The sequence below is a fragment of the Pradoshia sp. genome (genome assembly GCF_051873915.1).
GTDB lineage: Bacteria > Bacillota > Bacilli > Bacillales > Pradoshiaceae > Pradoshia.
On record NZ_JBJEFJ010000112.1, the window covers coordinates 21,590 to 44,256 of the forward strand.

A 22,667-nucleotide genomic window follows, 5' to 3' on the forward strand; every position below is an offset into this window, starting at 1 on the left:
ATAAATAGATTTCTTTCTACTTCTTTTCAGCGGTTTGATAAACCGCTAACTTTCTCAGCACTCTGTAAATAACCCTTAGTTCATCATCATCAAGCAAGCTGGCATATTTCAGCAGGACCTCTTTCGAATGAATTTTGCCCTTTTTCAAGACTTCCTCACCTTCATCAGTTAATCTCACCAATACTGAACGGCGATCCTTCTCATCTTGAACTCTCGAAACAAGATCATTCTGTACAAGCCTCTCAAGCATCACTGTAATGGCACTTGATTTCACATCCAATTCTTCGGCTAAATTCTTCACATTAGTCACTTTTTCCTTTTGAATCTTACTTAGGAGGTGAAATTGCGAGCCTGTAATCCCCAGCTCCCTTAATTCATTCAGCTCAGATATCAAACCTTTTATAACCGGTATAAGCCATTCTTCCATTTGATTCAGGATAACCTCTTGATTATTCAAGCCATTGACCCTCGCATTCATGAAATTTTTCCCAAAGGATAAATATATTTTATCATATAATAATCAATAATGTTAATAATTAAACTATTTAATGAATTGGCGAAAAGATAGGGAAGAAAAGCTAAGCTTTCTTCCCTAGTGTACTTATTAGATTGCGTGTGACTTAGAAGCCGCCCCAATTTCAATCACCCAGTTGAATGGGTCTTCAACTTTACCAGTTTGAATGCCAGTCAAAGTATCATACAGCTTTTGAGAAACTTCTCCTATCCGGCCTCCGTTAATCTCAAGCAGCTCGCCTTCCCATAACAGTTCGCCAATCGGAGAAACGACCGCAGCTGTGCCTGTTCCAAAGGCTTCCTCCAGCAAGCCGTCATGATGGGCCTGAATCAGCTCTTCCATGGAAACTTTTTTCTCTATGACAGGCATGCCCCAATGCTTCAAAAGCTGGATAATAGAATTACGCGTCACCCCGTCAAGAATGCTGCCATTTAATTCAGGAGTCACTATCTCGCCATTGATCTTGAAGAATACATTCATACTGCCGACTTCCTCAATGTATTTCTTCTCAATCCCATCAAGCCAAAGAACTTGAGAGCAGCCAAGCTCTTCAGCGACTTCCTGCGCCTTCAACGAGGCAGAATAGTTGCCGCCTGTCTTCGCCATACCTGTTCCGCCTTTAACGGAGCGGACATATTCCTTTTCAACGCCGATTCGCACTGGATTTATGCCGTCCTTATAATAAGCACCAACCGGAGAAAGAATAATCATGAAGCGGTAATGCTTTGATGGGGATACCCCTAAATAAGTCTCTGTTGATATAATAAAAGGACGTATGTACAGGGACGTGCCTTCAGCATCTGGAACCCAATCCCTGTCAACCTCAATCAATGTCTGAAGCGCTTCAAGCATAAAGGACTCATCAATAGATGGGATACACAGACGATCATTTGATTTATTCATCCGCTCAAAATTCTTCTCCGGTCTGAACAAAAGAATTCGTCCATTCTTTGTCCGATATGCCTTCAACCCTTCAAAGACAGTTTGGCCATAATGAAAGGTCATGCAGGAAGGATCAAGCGTGATGGGTTGATATGGGATGATGCGCGGATCATGCCAGCCACCTAGTTCTTCATCATAATCCATAATAAACATGTGATCCGTGAAGATTCTTCCGAACCCTAGTGCCTCTGGATTAGGTTTTTGTTTTTTTGTTCTTGCATGAATGATTGAGATTTGCGTATCCATATGATGTCTCCTTCAAATTGTCAGAATAGTTAATAAAAATAATTGTACTCCTGAATTCCCTGCTCCGCAAGCCCTAAAGACATGAAAAAGGTCTTTTTTATAAAAAAGGATGAATTTCTCTTTTGGAAATTCATCCTTCTTTCAAAATTAGTATGCTTAATCATCTTTTTGCATAACGATATATGGGTGCAAATGATGGGTAGAATCACGTCCGAGTTTTTCTATTTCCCAATTTTTGCATTGAACATAAGTAGCGTCAATCAGCTTGAAGGCTTCTTCCTGGCTTGGAGAGGATAATACATATTCCACATTCTCCATGTGCTTGTTCTTGAAATGATACAAATATAATGGCTGCTTGATTAGGGTCTTTAATCCAGCAATTCTCTCAAGATCCCGCTCAAAGCGTTCAAGCTTTTTTAAGGTATGCTTTTTATTTTCTATCATACCATCCACATCACCCAAATCATGAACAACCGTTTTTGTCTCCCCGTGCTTAAAGACAACACGTGTAACACATGTAGGACTATCAGGGATAATTTCCCTCGATGAGTGATAAGTAAAATTCTTATAATCAAATGATAGTAATAAATCCTCTAATTTCTTCAAGCGCGGGCTGCTGATCGTAAATTTATGTTCTCCTAAAAAAGATACATTCTTCTCACCGTTCCAAAATACTCTGCCGTCTGATTGAATGGTTGATTGATATATCGGGGAGTTTCCTATACATGAAGTACGGGAAATGGAAATCTCTTTAAACAACTTAATTGCAGCCTCCTTGAAAGAATCATGCCAATAATTCGTTATAAATAAAATTTCTGTTCAAAATAATATCTTTGTAACAACAATAAAATAATTGTAACATTTTTCCTTCGTTTTATCATAAGGCAATCTCTCTATTAATTAAAGCACTTTATTCCCTATTCTCACCATAAAAATCCCTCTTTTTCCCAAAACAGTACCTTTGTATGATTCCCATGCATGAACAATGACATATAGAGACATACTAAAAAAGGCTGCTCCCTCATACGGGGTGTGAGCCAAGAACGTATCCAACTGACGAGGTGATTAGACTTGAGTTACAGAAACGAATTAGATTCGCACTCTTCCCTTTTTCACCATAACTGGACAAGAAGGAAGCGCTCAAAGTCACAGGTCAACGGACATACGATGATGTCTCAGACCAATATCATTTTGAGAAGTAACGCAAAGGCTCACCGCTGGTAAAGGATGCTTTCAAAACGAAAAAGACACCCAAAACGGGTGTCTTTTTCGCTTCATCAGACAGACTGCAAATGAATGATTCGCTGATTAGAGCTTCCTCTAAACAGCAGCTTCGGATCCCTTTTCTCCAGTTCAAACCTGCCGTCAACCAATACGTCACAATATTTAAGAACATTCTGGCAGGCAGGATTGGGATGGGTGAGGAGTTCGTCATGTGTATAGCCGCTGTATATCCAAATGTTCTTGCCCGACTCCTTCAGCCTCATGACCAGATATTGAAGTTCATCGGCCTGCATAAAAGGCTCTCCCCCTGAGAATGTAACATCTGTCAGAGGATTGGACATAACCTCCTCATAGATATCATCAATGGTCATGTCTCGACCATTCTCCCGATTCCAGCTTGAGGGATTATGACATCCCTTACAGAAATGAAGGCAGCCCGCAAAAAACACAACTGTTCTCAAGCCTTCCCCATCCACAATGCTGTCATGGATGATATTCATCACCTTCATCATCCGTGCTTCACTCTGTTTCTTTCTTCTGCACGTTTAGCCGGGTTCCATTTACTCATATCCCCTACCAAGTAACCGGTGATTCTTCTAATCCGTTCAATATCCTCTTCGTTCTCATTGCCGCAATGAGGGCAAGTATCCTGAATATACCCTTTATAATTGCATTTTAAGCAACGGTCAACTGGATGGTTAATAGAACCATAACCGATTTTGTAATGAGCCATCGCACGAATAATTTGGTCGAGTGCCTTCAAATTATTCTTAGGGTCCCCGTCAATTTCCACATAGGTGATATGTCCGCCATTACAGTAAGCATGGAATGGCGCTTCCTTACGGATCTTATCGAGTGACTTGATTGGAAAATGGACTGGAATATGGAATGAATTTGTGTAATATTCACGGTCTGTAATATCTTTTATACTGCCGAATTCAAGACGGTCTTTCTTCACGAATTTTCCGCTAAGTCCCTCTGCTGGCGTTGCAATTAAGGAATAATTCAAATCATAGGTCTCTGCTGCCTTATCCGCCTTCTCCCTCATGAAGCGGATAATATCAAGGGCAAGCTCGTAGGATTCTTCACTTTCACCATGATGGAAACCAGTCAAGGCTTTCACACATTCTGCAAGCCCGATGAATCCGAACGCGAGTGAACCTTGTTTCAGGATTTCCTTAAGCTGATCATCCTCGTTTAATTCTTCTGCTCCTTTCCAAACTCCTTGTGTATACAGGAATGGGAAGTGACGCACTTGTTTCGCAGCTTGGTATAGATAACGCTCATAAAGCTGAACTATGGCAAGATCGCACATGTCATCTAGTCGACGATAGAAATCCTCTAGCGTATTGGACAGGAGCGCCAGCTTAACTAAGTTAATGGATGTGAAGGAAAGATTGCCACGCCCAATACTGTTCTCAACACCATGTCTATTGCCCATCACCCTTGTACGGCATCCCATATAGGCTACCTCTGATTCATGTGTGCCATCATAATATTGCTTATTAAACGGGCTGTCAATGAAGCTGAAATTCGGGAATAAACGTTCAGCAGTCGTTTCCAGGGCCAATAAGTAAAGGTCATAGTTAGGGTCATTCTCATTGAAGTTAACCCCTTCCTTCACTTTAAAGATTTGAATTGGGAAGATTGGTGTTTCCCCATTGCCAAGCCCGGCTTTTGTTGCCAGCAAAAGATTTTTAATAAGCATCCGCCCTTCTTTCGTTGTATCTGTTCCATAGTTCACAGACACAAACGGCACCTGTCCGCCCCCGCGTGAATGCATGGAATTGCAATTATGTACGAAGGCTTCACAAGCTTGATATACGGTATTCTCCGTTTCCTCCCAAGCGATTTGCTCTATCGTTTCTTTGCTCCAATCACTTGGATAGGCTTCTAAGCGCTTTACATGCTTCTCATAGGTTTTACGGACAAATGGAGCAAGATCAGCATCAAACATCGGGAATGACTGACCGCCATGCTGCATATTTTGGTTTGCTTGCAATATGATAGAGGCCAGCGCCATTGCACTTGATATATCCTTAGGCGGACGCATGCTTCCATGACCGGTGTCAAATCCCTTCGTAAGCATTTGTCCAAGCGGAATTTGACAGCAGGTTGTTGTCCCGGTCGGCATAAAATCCAAATCATGCGGATAAAGCAAATTAGCTTCAATTGCCTTTTTTACTTCCTCAGATAATAGGTTTTCTCTCGCAAAAAAGCGTGCAGACTCACTGGCGAATTTCCCCATCTGCCCCATTGGAGTAGACGCATTCATATTTGCATTCTCATTGACTAATTCAGGATTCGTCAAATGAACAATTTCATTAAATGAGCTCAATAATTCCTCAACAGACTGAGTTTCCGCCAACGTTTTTTCTATACACACCTTACTCATATCAATACGCCTCCCAAATAAAAAATCCCATCACCTCTATCTTCAGGCAATGGGATTGGATTTGCATAAAAATGAATATACTCTTCATTTGCTGCTACTATCCACCTTCATTGCTCCCGATAAAGGCAAAACGATTGCTCGATAAGGCAGGTCTCCTGACTCATGCTTCCCTTTACTCTAAGCCCTTCCCATGAAGTCTCTTCACAGTGGATTACTTATTTCATCAGCATTCACAGTTGCGGGTACAGTTCCGGATTTTAACCGAATTCCCTATTAAGCCATAAATGGCGCCTTAACTGCACTTTAATCAATATCTTGTATTTGTGTTTTTATTCACAAACTATATCTTGTATATAAGATTATATAACTATCTAAAGAAAATAGCAAAGGACATATTTTTCCTAACCACGTGGTAATTGTTGCAGGATATAGTTGATGGTTTCCTCCGAGTCGAGTCTGACCGCTACATAAGGCGGATCAACATTTCTATTCGCTTCAATCGGGATGCCCAGCCATAAGAAACGGCGATCAATACAGATCATGCTGAATGGAGGTCCCTCCTGTATATGAAGATCCGGGTCTAAATAAGGATGCTCCTCTTTTGAATAGAGAGCTAATTTCGCACGAGCTGGTCTTGTGGTCAGTGCTTGTGCAAGCTCCTTCGATAAAATACAGCGATTAGGAAGCGATAGAATAATTTGACTCTGAGCCTCTTTTACATCATTCAGCACATCATCTAGTTTGCGGGCATACATCCATTTAAGCTTTGGATGAGGATGCTTGATCCATTTTCCAATTTGGTCCATCCCGACCGTCTTATTGTGCTGAAGCTGGAAATCAATGAATTGATGCAAGGTTTTATATCTCGGAATCGTATTCTTCAAGAAATTCACATCACTGACATGAATAAGCTTGCCTTTTGTCCTTGTGATTGCCACATTCAATAGACGCTCACTCTCTTTACCCGTTAAGAGCATACCAGCTCTTCTCTCTGGATACGAGTCGACCGTATCAAAGATCATCAGTTCCCTCTCGCTCCCCTGGAAACGATGCACAGTTGCGGCCATAAACGCACCTGCCCCATACTGCTCCGGATAAAAGTCTTGAAGAAGCTTCTCCATCAAGATGGCTTGAGCCCTGTATGGTGTCACATACCCGATTGATTTGCTTCCGCCCTGGTAGGCTTCATGAAGCAGCTGCAGAGAAAGCAGGGCATGCATGATATTCATCCTTGACCCTGAGGTGCCCCCGCTAAAACAATGCTCACCAGTAAAGCTCGCATCTAACAGAATGGAAGCCGCTTGTTCGAACGGCGCCCGGGCCACAATCTCTTCCCGGCTCTTCTGCACGCTTGGATGATCTCCGACAAGGGAATTATATAAATATTGATTCGTAAAAGCAGATATATCCGGATGCATCCTTCTTTGTTCCTTCAAGAGGAATAGATGTGGATGCAATACGCCGCCGCTCGCAATATCAGCGACACCAGCACGGTGGAATATATCCTCCCGCAGCCATGTATCAACAAGCTGCCCCCTTGATGCTGCAATCGGCGGCAGCTGTTTGAAATCTCCGCAAACAATCGCTCTTTTTGCCATACTTACGGCAAAGGCAATCTGCGGGATAAACGCCATGCTCGCCTCATCTACAATGACAAGGTCATATTCCTGCTCAAATATGACAGGATCATTGGCCGCCTTTGCAAGCGTTGTTCCGATAATGGAAGCCTCCTTGACGAGCTTCATCTCCTGCTTACGAATTCTGTCAAGAATACGCCCAAGCTTCTGTTCAAGCTCTAGAAGCTGTTGTGAGTCCCTGACACTGAACGATTGGGAGAGATCCTTCTTCAAGAGACGCTTCTCCTCGGTAATCCGATCTTTATCAGACAGCAAACCTGCATCCTGGTCAGCAAGCAATTGTGACGGCAGAATGTCTCCATGCATCAATAACCCGTCACCTGCCTGGTTTCCGTAGCGCAATAGATCGCCAGTACGAAACTTATCCGCCTTCTTAATGAAGGCAGCCATCTCCCCAAGCAGTACATCTACTGCTTGGTTACTGTGCGAAAGCACCAATACTCTCTTATCCTTAAAATATTTATTTGCAGCTGTTCTTGCCAGCGTATATGTCTTCCCTGTTCCCGGCGGTCCCCAGACAAAGGTTACCGGATTGTATTTCGAACGCTGAAACAGCTCCTGCACAGCCGTTTTGCTATCAGTGCGCGTCCTCTTATCCGGAAAATCGGGATTCATCAGCCTCTTGACTCGGCTGCGCTTCCGTTTACTCTTCTTAATATCATCTAACCGTTCAATCAATTGCTCTAAAAGCTCCCATGGATCATGGGAAATAAAGGCCTCATCAATTAGATCCCCAATGGATTGATCCAAAGAAACTAATAGAGTATTTCCCTCAGCCGACAGCACACGAGCATCGTATTTGCTCCCATCCCGCTCGAGCCGGGCAACTGTGCCAATGGGAATCTTCAGTGGTGACATCGTCTCAAAATAATACGTATATGTGTCGCCTGATTGAATCTGATTCCCATTCATAAGTACATATTTATGGCTGCCATATTTTTTTAAATGGCCTATCTCCTGTGACAGGGCTTCCTGCCATTGGGTAATATATTCTTTCGTTGAAATAGAAGTTGAAGTAATCACTAGTCCTATCCTCTTATCCGCATCAATTTTGTTCTCAATTCGATTACTATACCATACAAATATATGTTCTGGGAACAAGGCAAAATTGGGCAGTTCAATCGTTAAAAATAAGTAAAAAAATACCTTGCTTTACAAGATATACAATCCTATACTTATCTTATACCTTGTAATACAAGATAAATAATCCTGCTACCTGTTTAAAAGGATTAGAATCGGAGTGATAACAAATGTCCCAGACCCAAATGATGAAAGGGATATTGGATGGCTGCCTCCTTGCCATGATAAAGGAGAAGGAATGCTATGGTTATGAGATTGCCGAGCAATTAAGCCGCTACGGCTTTGACAGCATTAGTGAAGGAACCATTTACCCCCTCTTGCTGAGAATGCAAAGGGAAGGATTGATCACTTCGGTACGCAAGGAGTCAATTGCTGGACCGAAGCGGAAATATTATTCCTTAACGAGCGTGGGTGAAATAGCGTTAGAGGAGTTTCTATCAAGATGGGCACAGCTGGAAAAAAGCGTGAATGCTATTATCAGAAAGGATAGGTAATCAATATGGAAGAAAAGCTCTCCATGAAAAGAAAGCACTAAATTTCTCGAGGATTTAAAAATCTATCTGTTTTCAAGCGGAAAAAAGAATGAAGAGATTGATGACATCATCCGTGACCTAGCCGATCATTTATATGAAGCTGAATCAAACGGCAAATCCACTGAACAAATCATCGGTTCATCACCAAGAGAGTATATGCAAAGCATTTCGGCGGAAATGAAAACGGATTATAAGGATTGGATGAAATTCATACCATTGGTTATTATCGGAGGAATGTCCTACCTCGTATTTAAAGACCTGATAAATGGCCCATTAAGCTATGGTCTTCTGACAATCATCGGCACCATGATTTGCATTCTGCTTTTCTTTGCAGGTGTGATGGCAGCCTTCCGCTATACGGCCAGCCGCCAGCTATCAAAGTGGAAGGAATTTTTGGTGATTTTATTGCCATGTACGTTAAATTTCTTATTCATCGGCGGGGTTTTACTCATTGATTTACTTTATCCATCTCCTGTCATTCACTTCGGAACTATTGGGAGTATCCTGATTGGCCTGCTATTCCTCGGGTTTATTATCTTCTTCTCAGTCTGGGCAAAGACCTTTATTCTTCCAGTCACCCTTCTTGCCTTATATCTGCCGGAGCTTGCCCTGTCCCAAACATCATTAGATGAAATAACTCAAATCGTCATCAGTATGACCGCAACCTACAGCATCATTGGGGTCTATTTGCTTATAATATTGAAACGGGAGAAAGGAAAAGCAAGTGTTTGATCGATGACATCTTGTGATGAATGTAGTGATGATACCTGTTATCTCCTATCGGGACCAATACCGTCAGAGCTTATTTAGTAAATGGCGGGGCCACATCCTCCTATGCGATACGGGGTGGGTTAATCACCCACAAGAAGGATGATCAAACCGCAACAATTGAACTAAAAGCGCTGAGAATGAATGGGTAGATAATGAGACGATCATCATTAATGGACACATGCTGAAGGTGCCAAACGCTACCTTTGAATATCGGCATCAAAAAAATGCTGACCAGTAAGGCTTATTATTTAGGAGCTGACTGGTTAGCTTTTTTACATAGGGGCTAACAAACAAGTGCAAGTTTGCATATAAGAGATTGTTTCTCATAGAGCGGCTGCTATTTGCTTTTTCGCCCTTAAACATTGCCGTTCGCCCTTAAATGCGGCGTTTTCGCTCTTAAACCTGAGCACTTCGCCCTTAAAGCATTGAGTTTCGCCCATAAACTCTCTTTAATCGCCCTTAAAGTCAATATCAAGGATTATATACGTAAAAAAGAATAAAGGGATTAACTACAGAAAGAGTTAATTTCGAAAAAACCAACGTTTTTCAGGCTGAATATTTGCAAAAACAATAAAGAATTCAAGGAAACGATACTCTCAGGTCTTTGATAAAAAATGAAAAAAGACCTCCAGCAAAAACTGGGGGTCCCGCTCACATCTAGTCCTTCTTAAACAAATTCTTAAAGAATGAAAAACCTCCAACAGATTCTTCTTTCTCTTTCTGAGTATCTGGCTTTTTCTCCTCAGGGAGACTGATGTCTTCCTTGTTGATGGCATGACCATAAGCGAGCACAGCGCCATGTGGTGAGTTATAATCCTTGTTCATGACAATTTTGAATTGTACCTTAGCTGATTCAGCCAGTTTGACGTATTTCGATAAGTATGTGTAACTAATATGACCATTCAAATAAAGCACAGCCTCTGTATGACTTCTCAGTATTTCCTCAAATGCCGGCGGAATCTTGTTTTCGAAGACTATTTTCTGCCCTAAGGCGACGACAACCCGCTCACGTAGGGATCCTAGAAATTCCTTACGCTCCTCAGGCTTTATTTCCTTTGCCCCATGGATTCCTTCTTGAAGGTAATCATCCACTGTTTTTTTCGACATCCGGTTCGCCTCCTTCATTCTTGCTTATCATATGTATCATCGGTTCTTTTGGGTTCCATATTATGTAGGGTGGGATGAAAGTCATTTTTTATTCATTATATAAGAAAAGACACCTGCCTATAGCAAGTGTCTTCTTTCGAAAATTGAGGCGAGGTCACAGCACTCCACATTGTGCTTGCCATTTAAGGCATGTGCTCGTCTTACACAATTCAGCTCATCGCGAAGATAACTATAACATAATTATTTTTGTAAAGCAATAGTTATTAGGATAAAGCTTCAGTTAGTGCAGGTACAACTTGTTTCTTACGGGAAACGACACCTTTTAATATAGCTGTTTTATTCGTTAATGTAACACCAAAGGCTTGTTCAACAGCTGCAGATTTGCTGCCTACAGCAAGGGCTGCAGAATCATTCGTTAAGATGTTTGTAACGACAAGCAAGAATAAATCCAAGCCTTTTTCATCGATAACGGCTTGCATGGCAGCTTCAAGTTCAGCCTGCTTTGTCATTACTTCATCTGTGTCAACTGCGTTTACTTGCGCGATTTCAACTTTAGAAGTGCCCATGCTGAATTCTTTTGCGTCTAGGGAGATCAATTCTTCAATTGTTTTCTTGCTTAAGTCTGCACCAGCTTTAAGCATGTCGAGTCCATACGCTTCTGCATCCACGCCAGCAATCTCAGCCAATTCCTTGGCTGCTTGAACATCTTGCTCTGTGCATGTTGGAGATTTGAACAATAAGGAATCAGAGATAATGGCAGATAACATAAGACCCGCGATTTCTTTCTTGATTTCTACCCCGTTCTCTTTGTAAAGCTTATTCAGGATTGTCGCTGTACAGCCAACCGGCTCAGCACGATAGTAAAGTGGGTCAGCCGTTTCAAAGTTAGCGATACGGTGGTGGTCGATAACTTCAAGCACACGTACCTGTTCGATATCATCCGCACTTTGCTGGCGTTCGTTATGGTCAACAAGGATTACCTCGCTAGCTTCAGCAGCAACCTTCTCGACTAAACGAGGAGCTTCAATCTTAAATGTGTCAAGGGCAAATTGAGTTTCCCCGTTCACAGCGCCAAGTCTTACCGGCTCAGCGTTCATTCCTAAAGCTTTCTTTAATTCCGCATAAGCGATAGCGGAACAGATTGTATCTGTATCAGGATTTTTATGTCCAAAGATTAATACTTTTTCCATCAACATTCATACTCCTTTATTCATTGTTATATGTAATCCTTTGCCTTAAGCAAAGAATTGAAACGTAAACCACTTATCATTATAACTGAATTAGACAATTTTTTTAAGATTTCCCGACATTTTCAGTCGAAAATAAGAAATTAATTTTGCCATCCTTCCATTCAAGCGTGGCATCAAATGTATTTTCTCCCTTGCTAAAGCCTTTAATAAGGTTTGTCCTTCCTTCTTTCAGAAGCTTCTGCATATTGGCTTGACTGATTTTCTTACCGAGAATCGTCTTCGAAAAGGTGAATTTGCATTCCTTCTCCCGATAATTGGAGCAGCCATAGAATTGCCCTTTATCAACGACATCCCCTTGGCATAATGGGCATTGTCCCATTTTCTTCGGTTTCGGAAATTTTGAGCCTTTCCGCTGGATGCTCTCAACATTGTAATCAGAGAAATCCCATGTTTCAAAGCCCTTAATGGCATCTTCAATGATTTTCGCAGTCAATTTCTTCGTCTGTTCCATAAATTGGGCAGCCGAGGCCTTTCCTTCTCCGATTTCCGCCAAACGCTGCTCCCATTTAGCTGTCATTTCAGGGCTTGCAAGAATTTCCTCGCCTATTGCCTTGATCAGCACCTTACCCTTATCGGTTGCAAAAACCTGATTCTTCTTGACGTCAATATATTTACGGTCCTTCAAGCTTGTGATGATTCCGGCTCTTGTTGCTTCTGTCCCAAGTCCCTCTGATTTCATAAGAACCTTCTCGAGCTCCTCGTTGTCCAAATGTTTACCGGCTGTTTTCATTAGGGTGATCAGCTGTCCTTCTGTATAGCGTTTCGGCGGCTGCGTTTTTCCTTCCTTCACCTTAACTTTCTTGACGATTCCCGTATCATCCTTCTTCACATTCGGAAGGATGGTATCTTCATCCTTATCATCTAAGAAAACGACTTGGCGCCAGCCTTCACGTATTTGCTGTTTCCCTTTCGAAATGAATTCAGCGCGGCCATCCACTAGTGTGGTGATGGTCGTATAATCAAATACAGCTGATTCATAATGTGCGGCAATTAAACGGCGAACGATCAGATCATAAATATTCCTCTCCTCACCAGATAGGCGGCTTGGGTTCGTGACCTGCTCTGTCGGAATGATGGCATAGTGGTCTGAAACCTTCTTCTCATTCACGAACCGTTTATTATGAATGATGGACGGATTTGGCACAGGCATAAGACTCTTATAGTCTTCAAATTGCCCAAGCTTCTCCAAAATATCCGGAAACAGCTCTGCCTCACCTTCTGTCACATAGTTCGAATCACTACGCGGGTAGGAGACGATTCCTTTTTGATAGAGCTTTTGCAGAATATCAAGCGTCTTCTTTGGCGAATACTTAAAGGCTTTATTGGCTGTTGCCTGCAAAGAGGAAAGATTGAATAATAAAGGCGGTTGAAATTCCTTCCGTTCCGTTTTCATATCCTTAATAACGGCTTCTTTCGATTGGCAAAAGGCAGCAATCTTCTCGGCCATTTCCTTCTGGTCGAGCCTTGATTCTCCGTCCTTTTCCCATTTCCCTTCATATTTATGGCCATCCATCTCAAAGGTAGCCATTACCTCCCAGAAGGGCTTTGATACAAAGGATTCAATCTCCTGCTCCCTTTTAACAATCAGTGCAAGTGTCGGTGTCTGTACACGACCGGCTGAGAAAACATCATTCATCCCTTTTTGCTTCAGCAACAGGGAATACGCACGAGACGCATTCATGCCGACAAGCCAGTCTGCACAAGCCCTCGTATAGGCCTCATGAAATAAATAGATGGTCTCTTGTCCGTCCTTCAGCGACTTAAAGCCGTCTACGATAGACTTTTTCGTCAAGGATGAAATCCATAGCCGCTTCATCGGTTTCTTTACACCGCTTAAGGAAATGATGTTACGAACGATCAGTTCCCCCTCGCGCCCGGCATCACCCGCATGGATGATGGTTGAAACCTCAGGACGTTTTAATAATTGTTTCACAATATTAAATTGCTTATATTTTGATTTTGTCACTTGGTAGGTAAATCGTTCGGGTATGATTGGCAATGAGCCCATGGACCATTTCTTCCATTCCGGCTTATATGTCTCCGGTGCCGATAATTCAGTCAAATGGCCAATCGCCCATGTACAAAACGCCCCGTTTGGAAAGACTTCATTAGGCGAGATCTCCACATACCCATCATGCCGCTTAAAGGTAAATGGCGATGCTAATGTCAATCCTTGATCCGGTTTCTCCGCGATGATTAATTCCATAACCAGACTCCTTCTTGAAGCGTAATCTCTTAAGTCTCTATTATAAAACAAGAAAAGACTTTTGAGACAATGAATAGACAAAATCATTGGATTTGCAAGCTTTCATACCCCATATTAGCTCCAATAATGTCAAAAACTCCCCTAATCGAAGGAGAGTTTTTCTTCAGTTGACATAATAATATTATAGTTTTCATTCAACCATAGACTAATCGTAGCACTCATCTTCTCCGCTGCCGGAGACATGGCTGAAAACAATAAACTGACAAGATGCACCGGCAGCTGGATCAGCTCGTGGGGAATCAGCATGATGTTTACTTCCTCCGGCAGATTATGCAAGCACATCCTTGGAAGGATACTGATTCCAAGTCCGTTTCGAACAAGCTCAATAATCGCTCTTTCATCTGACAGCTCAAGGAGGACGGTTGGTTTAAAGGCTTTTTGCTTCAGGATCATTTCCCGATAGCTTGTCGGCATGATAAACGGACTTTCCTTCATTAAACGGAACAAGTCGTCCCCCTGCTTTTCTTCATGCATAAGCAGATAGAACGGCTCATGAGTGAGCAGCAGCCGGTCAATCCTCCCTCTTTCCTTTAAAGAATAAGTAAACCCAATATCCACTTCTCCATTTTCCACCCAGTCGACAATTTCCTGACTTGTCCCTTCACGGATATTCACCTGGATGGACGGAAATTGCTCATGAAATCTTTTCATAATGCCAGGAAGCCATTCAGAAGTAAGAGGCGTGACAGTCCCAATTGTCAAAGTCCCCAATTCCAGTCCCCTTATTTCAGCTAATTCCTGATTCATCTTTTCTTCTAGATATAGAATTTTCTCGATATATTGTAAAATCCGCTGCCCGCTATCAGTCAACTGTATCCCTGAGCGGCTTCTAGCCAACAGCTTCACCTTATATTCCTTTTCCAGGCTCGTGACCGAATGGCTCACGGCTGATTGGGAGATTCCTAGACGCTCTCCTGCCAGCGAAAAGCTCCCTGTATCTACTACTTCTCGAAAAATGGCATACTTTTGAATCGACATATTAATCTCTCGTTTCTATCAAGGTATTCATTCTCTCAATCCTCATTATACCATATCTATCCAATCAGTCATTTCTACCCAAACGCTTTTAAAAGCCTGATTTCTACTATATAAACATTAAGAAATCAAATCATTCTTTACAGAAAAGTTAAAATAAGGAAATGTAGTTTCCTCTTTGGAAATAGAGGTATATCTAGTACTGTAACATCAAAACTTCAAAATGATTGAAAGGAGAAATGGACAATGGCAGATAACAAAATGTCCCGAGAAGAAGCCGGACGCAAAGGCGGAGAAACAACCGCCAAAAAACATGATAAGGAATTCTACCAAGAGATTGGGAAAAAGGGCGGAGAAGCCACTTCTGACAATCATGATAAGGAATTCTACCGCGAAATAGGCAAAAAAGGCGGAGAAGCACGCAATAACGACTAATCTTTAAACAAGCTAACTACTATTAAACGATAAAATCAATTGAAAAGGAGCGATTAACATGGCAGACGATAAAATGAGCAGAGAAGAAGCTGGACGTAAAGGTGGAGAAGCCACTTCAAAAAAACATGACAAGGAATTCTATCAAGAAATCGGTCAAAAAGGCGGAGAAGCTACTTCTGACAACCATGACAAAGAATTCTACCAAGAAATCGGCCAAAAAGGCGGAGAAGCTACTTCCGACAACCATGACAAAGAATTCTACCAAGAAATCGGTCAAAAAGGCGGAGAAGCTACTTCCGACAATCATGATAAAGAATTCTATCAAGAGATTGGAAAAAAAGGCGGAGAAGCTACTTCTGACAATCATGATAAGGAATTCTACCGTGAAATCGGAAAAAAAGGCGGAGAAGCACGCGATAACGATTAATACGGATATCCCTTCAACTCCTATCCTCTATGGATAGGAGTTTTTTATTTCTATATACACTTTTCTTGCGAATACTCTGTAAATAATAACTATTACTTATACAATTACACTTGTATTTTTTTATAATAGAATCTAATATATAATAGTAAATTTACACATATAAGGAGTTATGGTAATGCGTTCAAAAATATTAAAGTCTTTCTTGGCCCTTATCCTTTTGATCAGCTTCATTCCATTTTCAGCACCGGTTGAAGCGGCATCAAACCTAAAGGTTCACTACATTAATGTTGGTCAAGGTGATTCCACTTTGATTCAAACGCCTAACGGCAAGAATTATCTAATTGACGGCGGGAAAAAAGGACAAGGAAAAGTGGTCACAGCCTATTTGAAGAAGCAAGGTGTCAAAAAGCTTGATGCAGTCATTGCAACCCATCCTGATGCCGACCATATCGGCGGCTTGATTACCGTCATCAAATCATTTAAGGTCAGTGCAGTCTACGCACCTAAAGTTTCACACACCTCTCAAACCTACAAAGAATTCTTAACTGCTGTGAAGGGCAAAAAACTGTCCATCAAAACAGCAAAACAAGGTGTCAAAATCGCAACGGGAACAAGTGCTGTCACATTGACTTTCCTTGCCCCAGTGAAAACTTACAGTAAAACAGACTTAAACAATTGGAGTGCTGTCCTCCTGTTAAAACATAACCAGAAGAAATTCTTGTTCATGGGGGATGCCGAAACAAAAGCAGAGAATGACATGATCAGCAAAAAACTCCTCTCAAAAGTCGATGTATTGAAGGTCGGCCACCATGGAGCGAAAAATACAACAAGCACGAACTTCCTTAAGAAGGTTAGTCCAAAATATGCTGTGATCAGTGTCGGCAAAAACGGTTATGGCCATCCAACAAGCGATGTCTTAAACCGATTGAAAGCACGTAAAATCACCGTTTATCGTACAGATAAAAGCAAAAATATCATCTTCACCTCAACAGGTAAAAAACTTACGGTCAAAACAGTGAAATAATAAAACAAGAGTCCCTCATCTGCAGGGACTCTTTTATTATAAAAACCTGTTACTTATCTATCATGATTCTTCTATTCGGCTGGGAATATTCGTGGCACCTTGGTGGTTTTCATAAAATGTATCCCACTCTCGGCCTTCGAGCCGATAATACCAATCCATTCGATCAAAATAGACTAACAAGCTTTGGTCGATAATGGTTTGGAGATTTTCATATTGAGAAGGGAGTTCAACATCTAGCCGTTTGCACAACAAATCTTGCATTTTTTTAATTGAAGCAATTAATTCCTCATCAATCTCAAGTTCCACCATTTTCTTCTTGCTGTCCATATAATCACACCCTTCTACTTGGTATTATACTAAATCCCTTTTTCTCCATTAAAGAAGCTTCAGAGAAACACCACCATTTTCCAAGCTGATAGAATACAATAAAAAACGCCGATACTCCCATATCCATCGCTATGGATATCGTTCGATCAGCGTTTCTGCATTTACGTCCCAGAGAGGATTCGAACCTCCGACCTACAGTTTAGGAAACTGTTGCTCTATCCTGCTGAGCTACTGGGACAGTTATGTATGACACTTAATTATTATAAAAGGATTGGCGAAATTGGTCAAGTCAAGATTTTTCCATGTGTGCTGCATTTGATAGAGCCCTCTAATAAACCCCTGTTATGCGACTGTTCGCCAACTTACTTAAATCAGAAGGACTCTCTTGCTATAATAGCCTTCAGTATATAAAGAAGCTGCCACAATCATGACAGCCTCCTCCCTTTACCTCTATTGCTTATCTCATCTGCAGCTGCTCCTGCACGATATCCCTCAGCTTCAGCTTTAAGAACTTTCCGACTGAGGTCTTCGGAATCTCATCTAAGAACAAGATTTCATCTGGAAGCCACCATTTTGCAAATTGAGGAGCGATGAATTCTTTGATTTCTTCGGCTGTGACTTTGCCTTTATATTCAGGCTTTAATACGACACATCCGATGGGCCGTTCCTGCCATTGGACATGCGGCACAGCTACAACACTTGCTTCAAAGACTGCTTCATGCGCCATGAGCGCATTCTCCAAGTCAACGGAGGATATCCATTCTCCACCGCTTTTAATGAGATCCTTCGTGCGGTCAACCAATTTGACATTCCCTTCTTCATCAATGGTCGCGATATCCCCTGTCAGCAGCCATCCATCCTTGAAAGCATCATTTGTCCGTTCGTCTTTATAATAAGAATCTGTAATCCAATTTCCCCTTAGCATTAATTCGCCCATATCACGGCCATTCCATTCCACTTCTCCCTCTGAGCCGACGATTTTCATTTCCAGCCCAGGTACAATTAATCCTTGCTTAGCGCGAATGTCGAGAATTTCGTCTTCAGAGAGATCGGTTTGATAGCTTTTTAGATTGGATAACAGAACGAGCGGCGTCGTTTCCGTCATTCCATATAGATGCCTGAACGGAATCTTGTACGTATATTCATAGGTTTGGATTAAGGATCTTGGAGCGGCCGACCCTCCACATAGGATGGTGACTAATGAGCTTGTATCATATTTGCCTGTTTCAAGCTCTTGTAATAGTCCAAGCCAGATTGTCGGCACACCAGCTGTTTTGGTTACTCGGTATTCGTCGATGAATTCAGCAATTAGTGTTGAGTTAAATTGCGGCCCTGGAAGTACTTGTGTCGCGCCAAACCAAGTAGCTGCAAAAGGAAGACCCCAGGCATTGACATGAAACATAGGAACAACAGGCATAATGACATCCCTCTCGGAGACACCCACTGTATCAGCAAGCCCAAGGGCAAAGCTATGGAGGACAAGACCTCTATGGCTGTATTCCACTCCTTTTGGATTTCCTGTCGTGGCAGATGTATAGCACATCCCTGCCGTTTCGTTTTCATCGATGTCTTTGGCGAAAGGCGTTTTTGGATTGCCCTTTTTCAATAACTCTTCATATGAATATAGCGGTGAAAAGCTGACCTCTGGCAAGGATTGCTCATCTGTCATCATGATAAAGGCTTTGACAGACGTCAGTTCATGCGCAATCTCTGATACAACTGGCAATAGATCCTCATCAAAGAGCAGCACATCATCCTCGGCATGATTGATAATATAGGAAATATGCTCCTTTGAGAGACGGATATTAATTGTATGGTTGATGGCGCCTATCCCTGGAGCCGCAAAATACGCTTCCAAATGCCGATGATGATTCCATGCAAGCGTTCCAACTCTCCCGCCCCTTTGGACGCCCAAATCAATCAATGCTCCGGCCAGTCTTCTTGTTCTCTCGCCAATTTCCTTATAGGTTAATCGTTGAACCCTCGAATGCGTTCGTGAGATGACTTCTTTCTTAGGGAAAAATTGTTCAGCCCTCTCCAGTAAAGATTGGACAGTCAATGGTACGTTCATCATAATCAGTTACCCCTTTATCAAAGTTTTTTTGCGGTGCAAAAGTTTCTAAAGGTGACTGTTCATCTGTGCAAAAGAGTCTTCTTTATAGCCCTAAATTTTTCGCAATAATGGTTTTCATAATTTCATTGGTACCGGCATAGATGCTTGCGACAGGTGTATCACGGAATCGTCTGGCAATCTTGTATTCCTCCATATAGCCGTAGCCTCCGAATAACTGCATGCACTCAGCCGATATGCGCTTGGCCATGTCTGTCAATTTCCATTTGGCCATTGATACCTTTGTAACGACATCCTTACCTGCCATATGACTGGAAATCAGCTGGTCAAGGAAGGTGCGTCCCATTTCAATCTCGGTAGCCATTTCAGCCAGCTTGAATTTCGTGTTCTGAAAGTCACCGATTGCTTTTCCGAACGCTCGTCTGGATTTGACATAATCCATGGTCATGGCAAACATATCTTCTGCTGCCACTTGGGCTGCGATTGCCACGACAAGGCGCTCCTGCTGAAGCTTATCCATCATGTACAGGAAGCCGCTCCCCTCTTGGCCAAGCAGATTTTCCTTTGGCACGATACAATCTTCAAAAATCAATTCAGCCGTGTCCTGACAGTGAAGCCCCACCTTGTTCAGCTTTCGGCCTCTTGAGAAGCCAGGCATGCCGCGTTCAATGACGAGCAGGCTGATTCCTTTATGCTTTGGCGTCGCATGCACATCCGTTTTACAAGCAATGATAATTAAATCTGCTTGGATGCCATTTGTGATGAAGGTTTTTTGTCCATTGACCAAATAATGGTCCCCGCGGTCCTCGGCCGTCGTGGCAATGGAGGCGAGATCGGAGCCGGCGCCTGGCTCTGTCATCGCAATCGCGCTAATCGATTCCCCGCTGGCACATTTAGGCAGCCAACGCTTCTTCTGTTCGTGTGTTCCATAGGCCGTTATGTATGGTACGACAATATCGTTATGCAGTGAGATTCCAACTGTACCTGAACCAACCCTTTCCAGCTCTTCATTGATAATGACCGAAATCCCCCAGTCCACGCCAAGTCCGCCATATTCCTCCGGCAGGTCTGGGCATAGATAACCAGATTGGCCAAGCTTATCCCAGAAAGTACGCGGGATGATTCGGTCCTCCTCCCACTTCTCATAGAAAGGATACGCTTCTTTTTCAAGGAATTTTCGGAAAGCCTTGCGAAAGATCACATGCTCCTCCTGTATGTACGGATGTTTCATCTGTCACACTCCCCTAAGTATGTAAACGCTTTATTTTTATAGTATACGTATATATTAATCTTTTAGGGTGATAAAGTTCAAGAATATTCTGTAAAAAATTAGCATAAACTTCTATTTAATGTAAGTGTTTATTTCCTTCGATTGTGATCCTTGAACGTCTTAAGAAGCGCACCTATAGCAACGAGGATGATTACTCCAATAACAGTCAGGACATTCATGACAAATTCCACTTCTTCCGCAACCTTTCATTCATTTTTCCAAAGAAAAAAGAGGCAGATTCCCATGCCTCTTTATCCTCATTTATCGCACGTTGGCGATGATTCCTTCATCGTCATCCAACTCAAGCTCAATGGCTGCCGCAAAGGGATCCATATTTAACTGATGTTCAATGTAAAAGCGCAGTGCTTCAATGATATTAGCCGTAATCAAGATTTGTGAGCGCCCATTGACATGTGATTCAGCGGAAAACCCATAATCATCATCATACATTAATTCGATTTCCACATTCTCGGGACTGACCTGCCTCTTTGCAGCCATATATAAGCAAAGGGAATTAATGATCTCTTGTTCCGATAGCTTTAGCGGTCCCATGGCCCATTAACCTCTTTTCGCGGACGGTTATGATTATTATTGTTATTGCGAGAGAAGAAAATTCTCTTGATCAAGCCGATAATTAAGATAATCACCAATACATTGACCAATAAGCCTAACACGGAGCCCATCATGCCCATATTCGCCAGCAAGCTTCCGAAGAGCAAACCTGCAACTCCGCCTAGCAGCATGCTTTTTGCAAAGCTTCCTTTGTTGAAGGAGTTTGTTTTTGTTGTTTTTGCATTGCTTGTTGTAGATTTCTTCTGGTTAAAAATGCTAGAATTATTTGTATTTGAACCTGAATTTGAGTTGAAGGATTTTTTACCTGAGCGGTAAGATTTTGCACTGACCTCGTGTGAAGTGTTAACGAATGTGCTCTCCGCAATCGGAGCAAACACAAATGTCAGCAGCATAAAGGATGCTAATATTTTTGTTGCTAAACTCTTTTTACGCAAAATAATTCCCCCTGTAATGGTTTGAAATAGGTGATTCTTTTCCTGTTACTATACTATGTACGATTGATTCCTGCAAAGGTTTCAATAAAATAGCAAATTTGTTTTCTATTTTTTCATCCAATAATTCCTAAGAGGAGGCTGCTCCTATGTATACATCCATGGAGACCATTGCCCTTACAATCACTCTCTTGACGATTATGATCGTCTATTTTGTTAACCAGAAAAATCCTTTTCGTGTTTTCTCCATTCTTCTCCATCGAAAGCAGGTGGTTTGGCATCTTGGCCTCCTTGCTTTGATTCTGTTCATCAATAAGCTTGAACTGCGGTATGAAAGTACATTCACCAATCAGCAGGATTACGCCGCCCTGTTTTATACCTATGAAGCTTCCATTCTAGCAAATATTCAGGATGCCCTGCGCCATCCTCTTTTAACAGAGATAACGACCTTTTTCTACATCATTATGTTCGTCACCTTGATTGCCGTCTCTCTTGTTTCCTACCTCCTCAAGGAGGATTTGAAATTGTTTTATACATTTATTTATGCGATTGGGCTGAATTATATCATTGCCATCCCCTTTTATTTATTTTTCCCTGTAAATGAAGCGTGGTATATTCATCCGCAAATTGACTTTTTAATTCCTTCCGTCTATACGGAATTCGAATCGCAATATCGTAATATTTCCGGACTGAATAATTGTTTTCCAAGCCTGCATAACTCTATTTCGCTGACATTATTGCTCCTCAGTTCGCGCTCATCAAGCAGAGTCTTTAAGTCGCTGTTTTATGTCAGCGTGCCAATCATCATGTTTTCGACGATCTATCTCGGTATTCACTGGCTGAGTGATATGGCAGCAGGCATCGCGCTTGCCGTGACTGCGGTGTGGGCTGCTTCCCTTATAACAGAAAGGTATACTCTGCTAGAGGCTAGGAAGATAGCCCTTTTGAATAGTGTCCAGTCCCCTCTTGAATAAGTATGCTATCTTTTATGAAGCAGGCGGGTTTGGGCAGCAATCTGATGAGAACCATACTCCTGCCCTTCAGCCAGCCACCATCGGATGATGCCCATCATAGAGGCAGCATAAATATGGCTTGATACTTGGTTAGGGCGTAGGCTTTTCTGTTTCCGCGCCCTCCTTGGATGTGTGCGGACATGATTTTACTGCCCA

General features: G+C 42.1%; 22 protein-coding genes, 1 tRNA gene, 2 pseudogenes and 1 riboswitch. Of the genes and pseudogenes, 9 read left to right on the plus strand and 16 right to left on the minus strand.

Annotated elements, in window-relative coordinates; all coding sequences use genetic code 11:
* Positions 1-16 precede the first annotated feature (16 nt).
* From ACI35L_RS10615 to ACI35L_RS10625, 3 genes are all read right to left on the minus strand, one after another.
* Positions 17-478 (minus strand): MarR family winged helix-turn-helix transcriptional regulator, encoded by a 462-nt coding sequence (locus ACI35L_RS10615; protein ID WP_049670801.1) that lies wholly within the window; start codon positions 476-478, stop codon positions 17-19.
* A 126-nt stretch (positions 479-604) separates the two neighbouring features.
* On the minus strand, positions 605-1,702 hold the full coding sequence (locus ACI35L_RS10620; RefSeq protein WP_049670800.1) for a branched-chain amino acid aminotransferase: 1,098 nt from the start codon (positions 1,700-1,702) through the stop codon (positions 605-607).
* 156 nt (positions 1,703-1,858) lie between these two features.
* On the minus strand, positions 1,859-2,461 hold the full coding sequence (locus tag ACI35L_RS10625) for a DUF6438 domain-containing protein (protein WP_049670799.1): 603 nt from the start codon (positions 2,459-2,461) through the stop codon (positions 1,859-1,861).
* A gap of 312 nt (positions 2,462-2,773) precedes the next feature.
* Between ACI35L_RS10625 and ACI35L_RS10630 the strand changes: the two genes are divergently transcribed.
* Positions 2,774-2,926 (plus strand): YpzG family protein, encoded by a 153-nt coding sequence (locus tag ACI35L_RS10630; RefSeq protein WP_082197098.1) that lies wholly within the window; start codon positions 2,774-2,776, stop codon positions 2,924-2,926.
* A 53-nt stretch (positions 2,927-2,979) separates the two neighbouring features.
* Here the strand turns inward: ACI35L_RS10630 and nrdG are convergent, their stop codons facing one another.
* The 3 genes from nrdG to ACI35L_RS10645 form a co-directional block, all read right to left on the minus strand.
* Complete coding sequence (nrdG, locus tag ACI35L_RS10635) at positions 2,980-3,435, minus strand: anaerobic ribonucleoside-triphosphate reductase activating protein (RefSeq protein ID WP_049672873.1); 456 nt, start codon at positions 3,433-3,435, stop codon at positions 2,980-2,982.
* On the minus strand, positions 3,435-5,321 hold the full coding sequence (locus ACI35L_RS10640) for an anaerobic ribonucleoside triphosphate reductase (protein ID WP_439802859.1): 1,887 nt from the start codon (positions 5,319-5,321) through the stop codon (positions 3,435-3,437). Before ACI35L_RS10640 ends, nrdG begins: the two co-directional genes overlap by 1 nt.
* Before the next feature lie 128 nt (positions 5,322-5,449).
* Positions 5,450-5,630: riboswitch (cobalamin riboswitch) on the minus strand.
* A 92-nt stretch (positions 5,631-5,722) separates the two neighbouring features.
* Positions 5,723-7,981 (minus strand): DEAD/DEAH box helicase, encoded by a 2,259-nt coding sequence (locus tag ACI35L_RS10645; protein WP_439802860.1) that lies wholly within the window; start codon positions 7,979-7,981, stop codon positions 5,723-5,725.
* Between the two features lie 227 nt (positions 7,982-8,208).
* On the opposite strand from ACI35L_RS10645, the gene ACI35L_RS10650 reads away from it, so the two are divergent.
* The 4 genes and pseudogenes from ACI35L_RS10650 to ACI35L_RS10665 form a co-directional block, all read left to right on the plus strand.
* Positions 8,209-8,532: a PadR family transcriptional regulator gene (locus ACI35L_RS10650; protein ID WP_049670797.1), complete on the plus strand. Its 324-nt coding sequence runs from the start codon at positions 8,209-8,211 to the stop codon at positions 8,530-8,532.
* A gap of 195 nt (positions 8,533-8,727) precedes the next feature.
* Entirely contained in the window at positions 8,728-9,303 is a 576-nt protein-coding gene (locus ACI35L_RS10655) for an HAAS domain-containing protein (RefSeq protein WP_439802861.1), read from the plus strand.
* Positions 9,304-9,350: 47 nt separating this feature from the next.
* Complete coding sequence (locus tag ACI35L_RS10660) at positions 9,351-9,491, plus strand: DUF5412 family protein (RefSeq protein ID WP_439802867.1); 141 nt, start codon at positions 9,351-9,353, stop codon at positions 9,489-9,491.
* Positions 9,479-9,580: pseudogene (locus ACI35L_RS10665) on the plus strand (DUF5412 family protein); the annotation flags it as partial. The gene ACI35L_RS10660 and the pseudogene ACI35L_RS10665, both read left to right, overlap by 13 nt.
* Positions 9,581-9,999: 419 nt before the next feature.
* On the opposite strand, the gene ACI35L_RS10670 reads toward ACI35L_RS10665, so the two are convergent.
* The 4 genes from ACI35L_RS10670 to ACI35L_RS10685 all read right to left on the minus strand — a co-directional run bounded on the left by ACI35L_RS10670 (position 10,000) and on the right by ACI35L_RS10685 (position 14,943).
* A complete protein-coding gene (locus ACI35L_RS10670; RefSeq protein WP_049670795.1) occupies positions 10,000-10,449 on the minus strand; it encodes a YueI family protein in 450 nt (149 codons plus the stop codon).
* A 263-nt stretch (positions 10,450-10,712) separates the two neighbouring features.
* A complete protein-coding gene (locus ACI35L_RS10675; protein WP_049670794.1) occupies positions 10,713-11,639 on the minus strand; it encodes a manganese-dependent inorganic pyrophosphatase in 927 nt (308 codons plus the stop codon).
* A 103-nt stretch (positions 11,640-11,742) separates the two neighbouring features.
* Complete coding sequence (locus ACI35L_RS10680; RefSeq protein WP_439802862.1) at positions 11,743-13,905, minus strand: DNA topoisomerase III; 2,163 nt, start codon at positions 13,903-13,905, stop codon at positions 11,743-11,745.
* A 141-nt stretch (positions 13,906-14,046) separates the two neighbouring features.
* Positions 14,047-14,943, minus strand: a complete 897-nt coding sequence (locus ACI35L_RS10685; protein WP_049670792.1) for a LysR family transcriptional regulator — start codon at positions 14,941-14,943, stop codon at positions 14,047-14,049.
* A gap of 243 nt (positions 14,944-15,186) precedes the next feature.
* Here ACI35L_RS10685 and ACI35L_RS10690 point away from each other — a divergent pair.
* From ACI35L_RS10690 to ACI35L_RS10700, 3 genes and pseudogenes are all read left to right on the plus strand, one after another.
* Positions 15,187-15,372: pseudogene (locus ACI35L_RS10690) on the plus strand (KGG domain-containing protein); the annotation flags it as partial.
* 61 nt (positions 15,373-15,433) lie between these two features.
* Positions 15,434-15,802 (plus strand): glucose starvation-inducible protein GsiB, encoded by a 369-nt coding sequence (gsiB, locus tag ACI35L_RS10695; RefSeq protein WP_049670790.1) that lies wholly within the window; start codon positions 15,434-15,436, stop codon positions 15,800-15,802.
* A 175-nt stretch (positions 15,803-15,977) separates the two neighbouring features.
* A complete protein-coding gene (locus ACI35L_RS10700) occupies positions 15,978-16,826 on the plus strand; it encodes a ComEC/Rec2 family competence protein (protein ID WP_049670789.1) in 849 nt (282 codons plus the stop codon).
* A 60-nt stretch (positions 16,827-16,886) separates the two neighbouring features.
* Here the strand turns inward: ACI35L_RS10700 and ACI35L_RS10705 are convergent, their stop codons facing one another.
* The 6 genes from ACI35L_RS10705 to ACI35L_RS10730 all read right to left on the minus strand — a co-directional run bounded on the left by ACI35L_RS10705 (position 16,887) and on the right by ACI35L_RS10730 (position 21,501).
* On the minus strand, positions 16,887-17,153 hold the full coding sequence (locus ACI35L_RS10705; protein ID WP_049670787.1) for a hypothetical protein: 267 nt from the start codon (positions 17,151-17,153) through the stop codon (positions 16,887-16,889).
* 164 nt (positions 17,154-17,317) lie between these two features.
* A tRNA-Arg gene (locus tag ACI35L_RS10710) sits at positions 17,318-17,391 on the minus strand.
* A gap of 219 nt (positions 17,392-17,610) precedes the next feature.
* Positions 17,611-19,227, minus strand: a complete 1,617-nt coding sequence (locus tag ACI35L_RS10715) for a long-chain fatty acid--CoA ligase (RefSeq protein WP_439802863.1) — start codon at positions 19,225-19,227, stop codon at positions 17,611-17,613.
* A gap of 82 nt (positions 19,228-19,309) precedes the next feature.
* Positions 19,310-20,455: an acyl-CoA dehydrogenase family protein gene (locus ACI35L_RS10720; RefSeq protein ID WP_439802864.1), complete on the minus strand. Its 1,146-nt coding sequence runs from the start codon at positions 20,453-20,455 to the stop codon at positions 19,310-19,312.
* Between the two features lie 300 nt (positions 20,456-20,755).
* Positions 20,756-21,046 (minus strand): YxcD family protein, encoded by a 291-nt coding sequence (locus ACI35L_RS10725; RefSeq protein ID WP_049670784.1) that lies wholly within the window; start codon positions 21,044-21,046, stop codon positions 20,756-20,758.
* Entirely contained in the window at positions 21,034-21,501 is a 468-nt protein-coding gene (locus ACI35L_RS10730) for a hypothetical protein (protein WP_197089921.1), read from the minus strand. Before ACI35L_RS10730 ends, ACI35L_RS10725 begins: the two co-directional genes overlap by 13 nt.
* 146 nt (positions 21,502-21,647) lie before the next feature.
* Between ACI35L_RS10730 and ACI35L_RS10735 the strand changes: the two genes are divergently transcribed.
* A complete protein-coding gene (locus ACI35L_RS10735; protein WP_439802865.1) occupies positions 21,648-22,472 on the plus strand; it encodes a phosphatase PAP2 family protein in 825 nt (274 codons plus the stop codon).
* Positions 22,473-22,667: the final 195 nt, after the last annotated feature.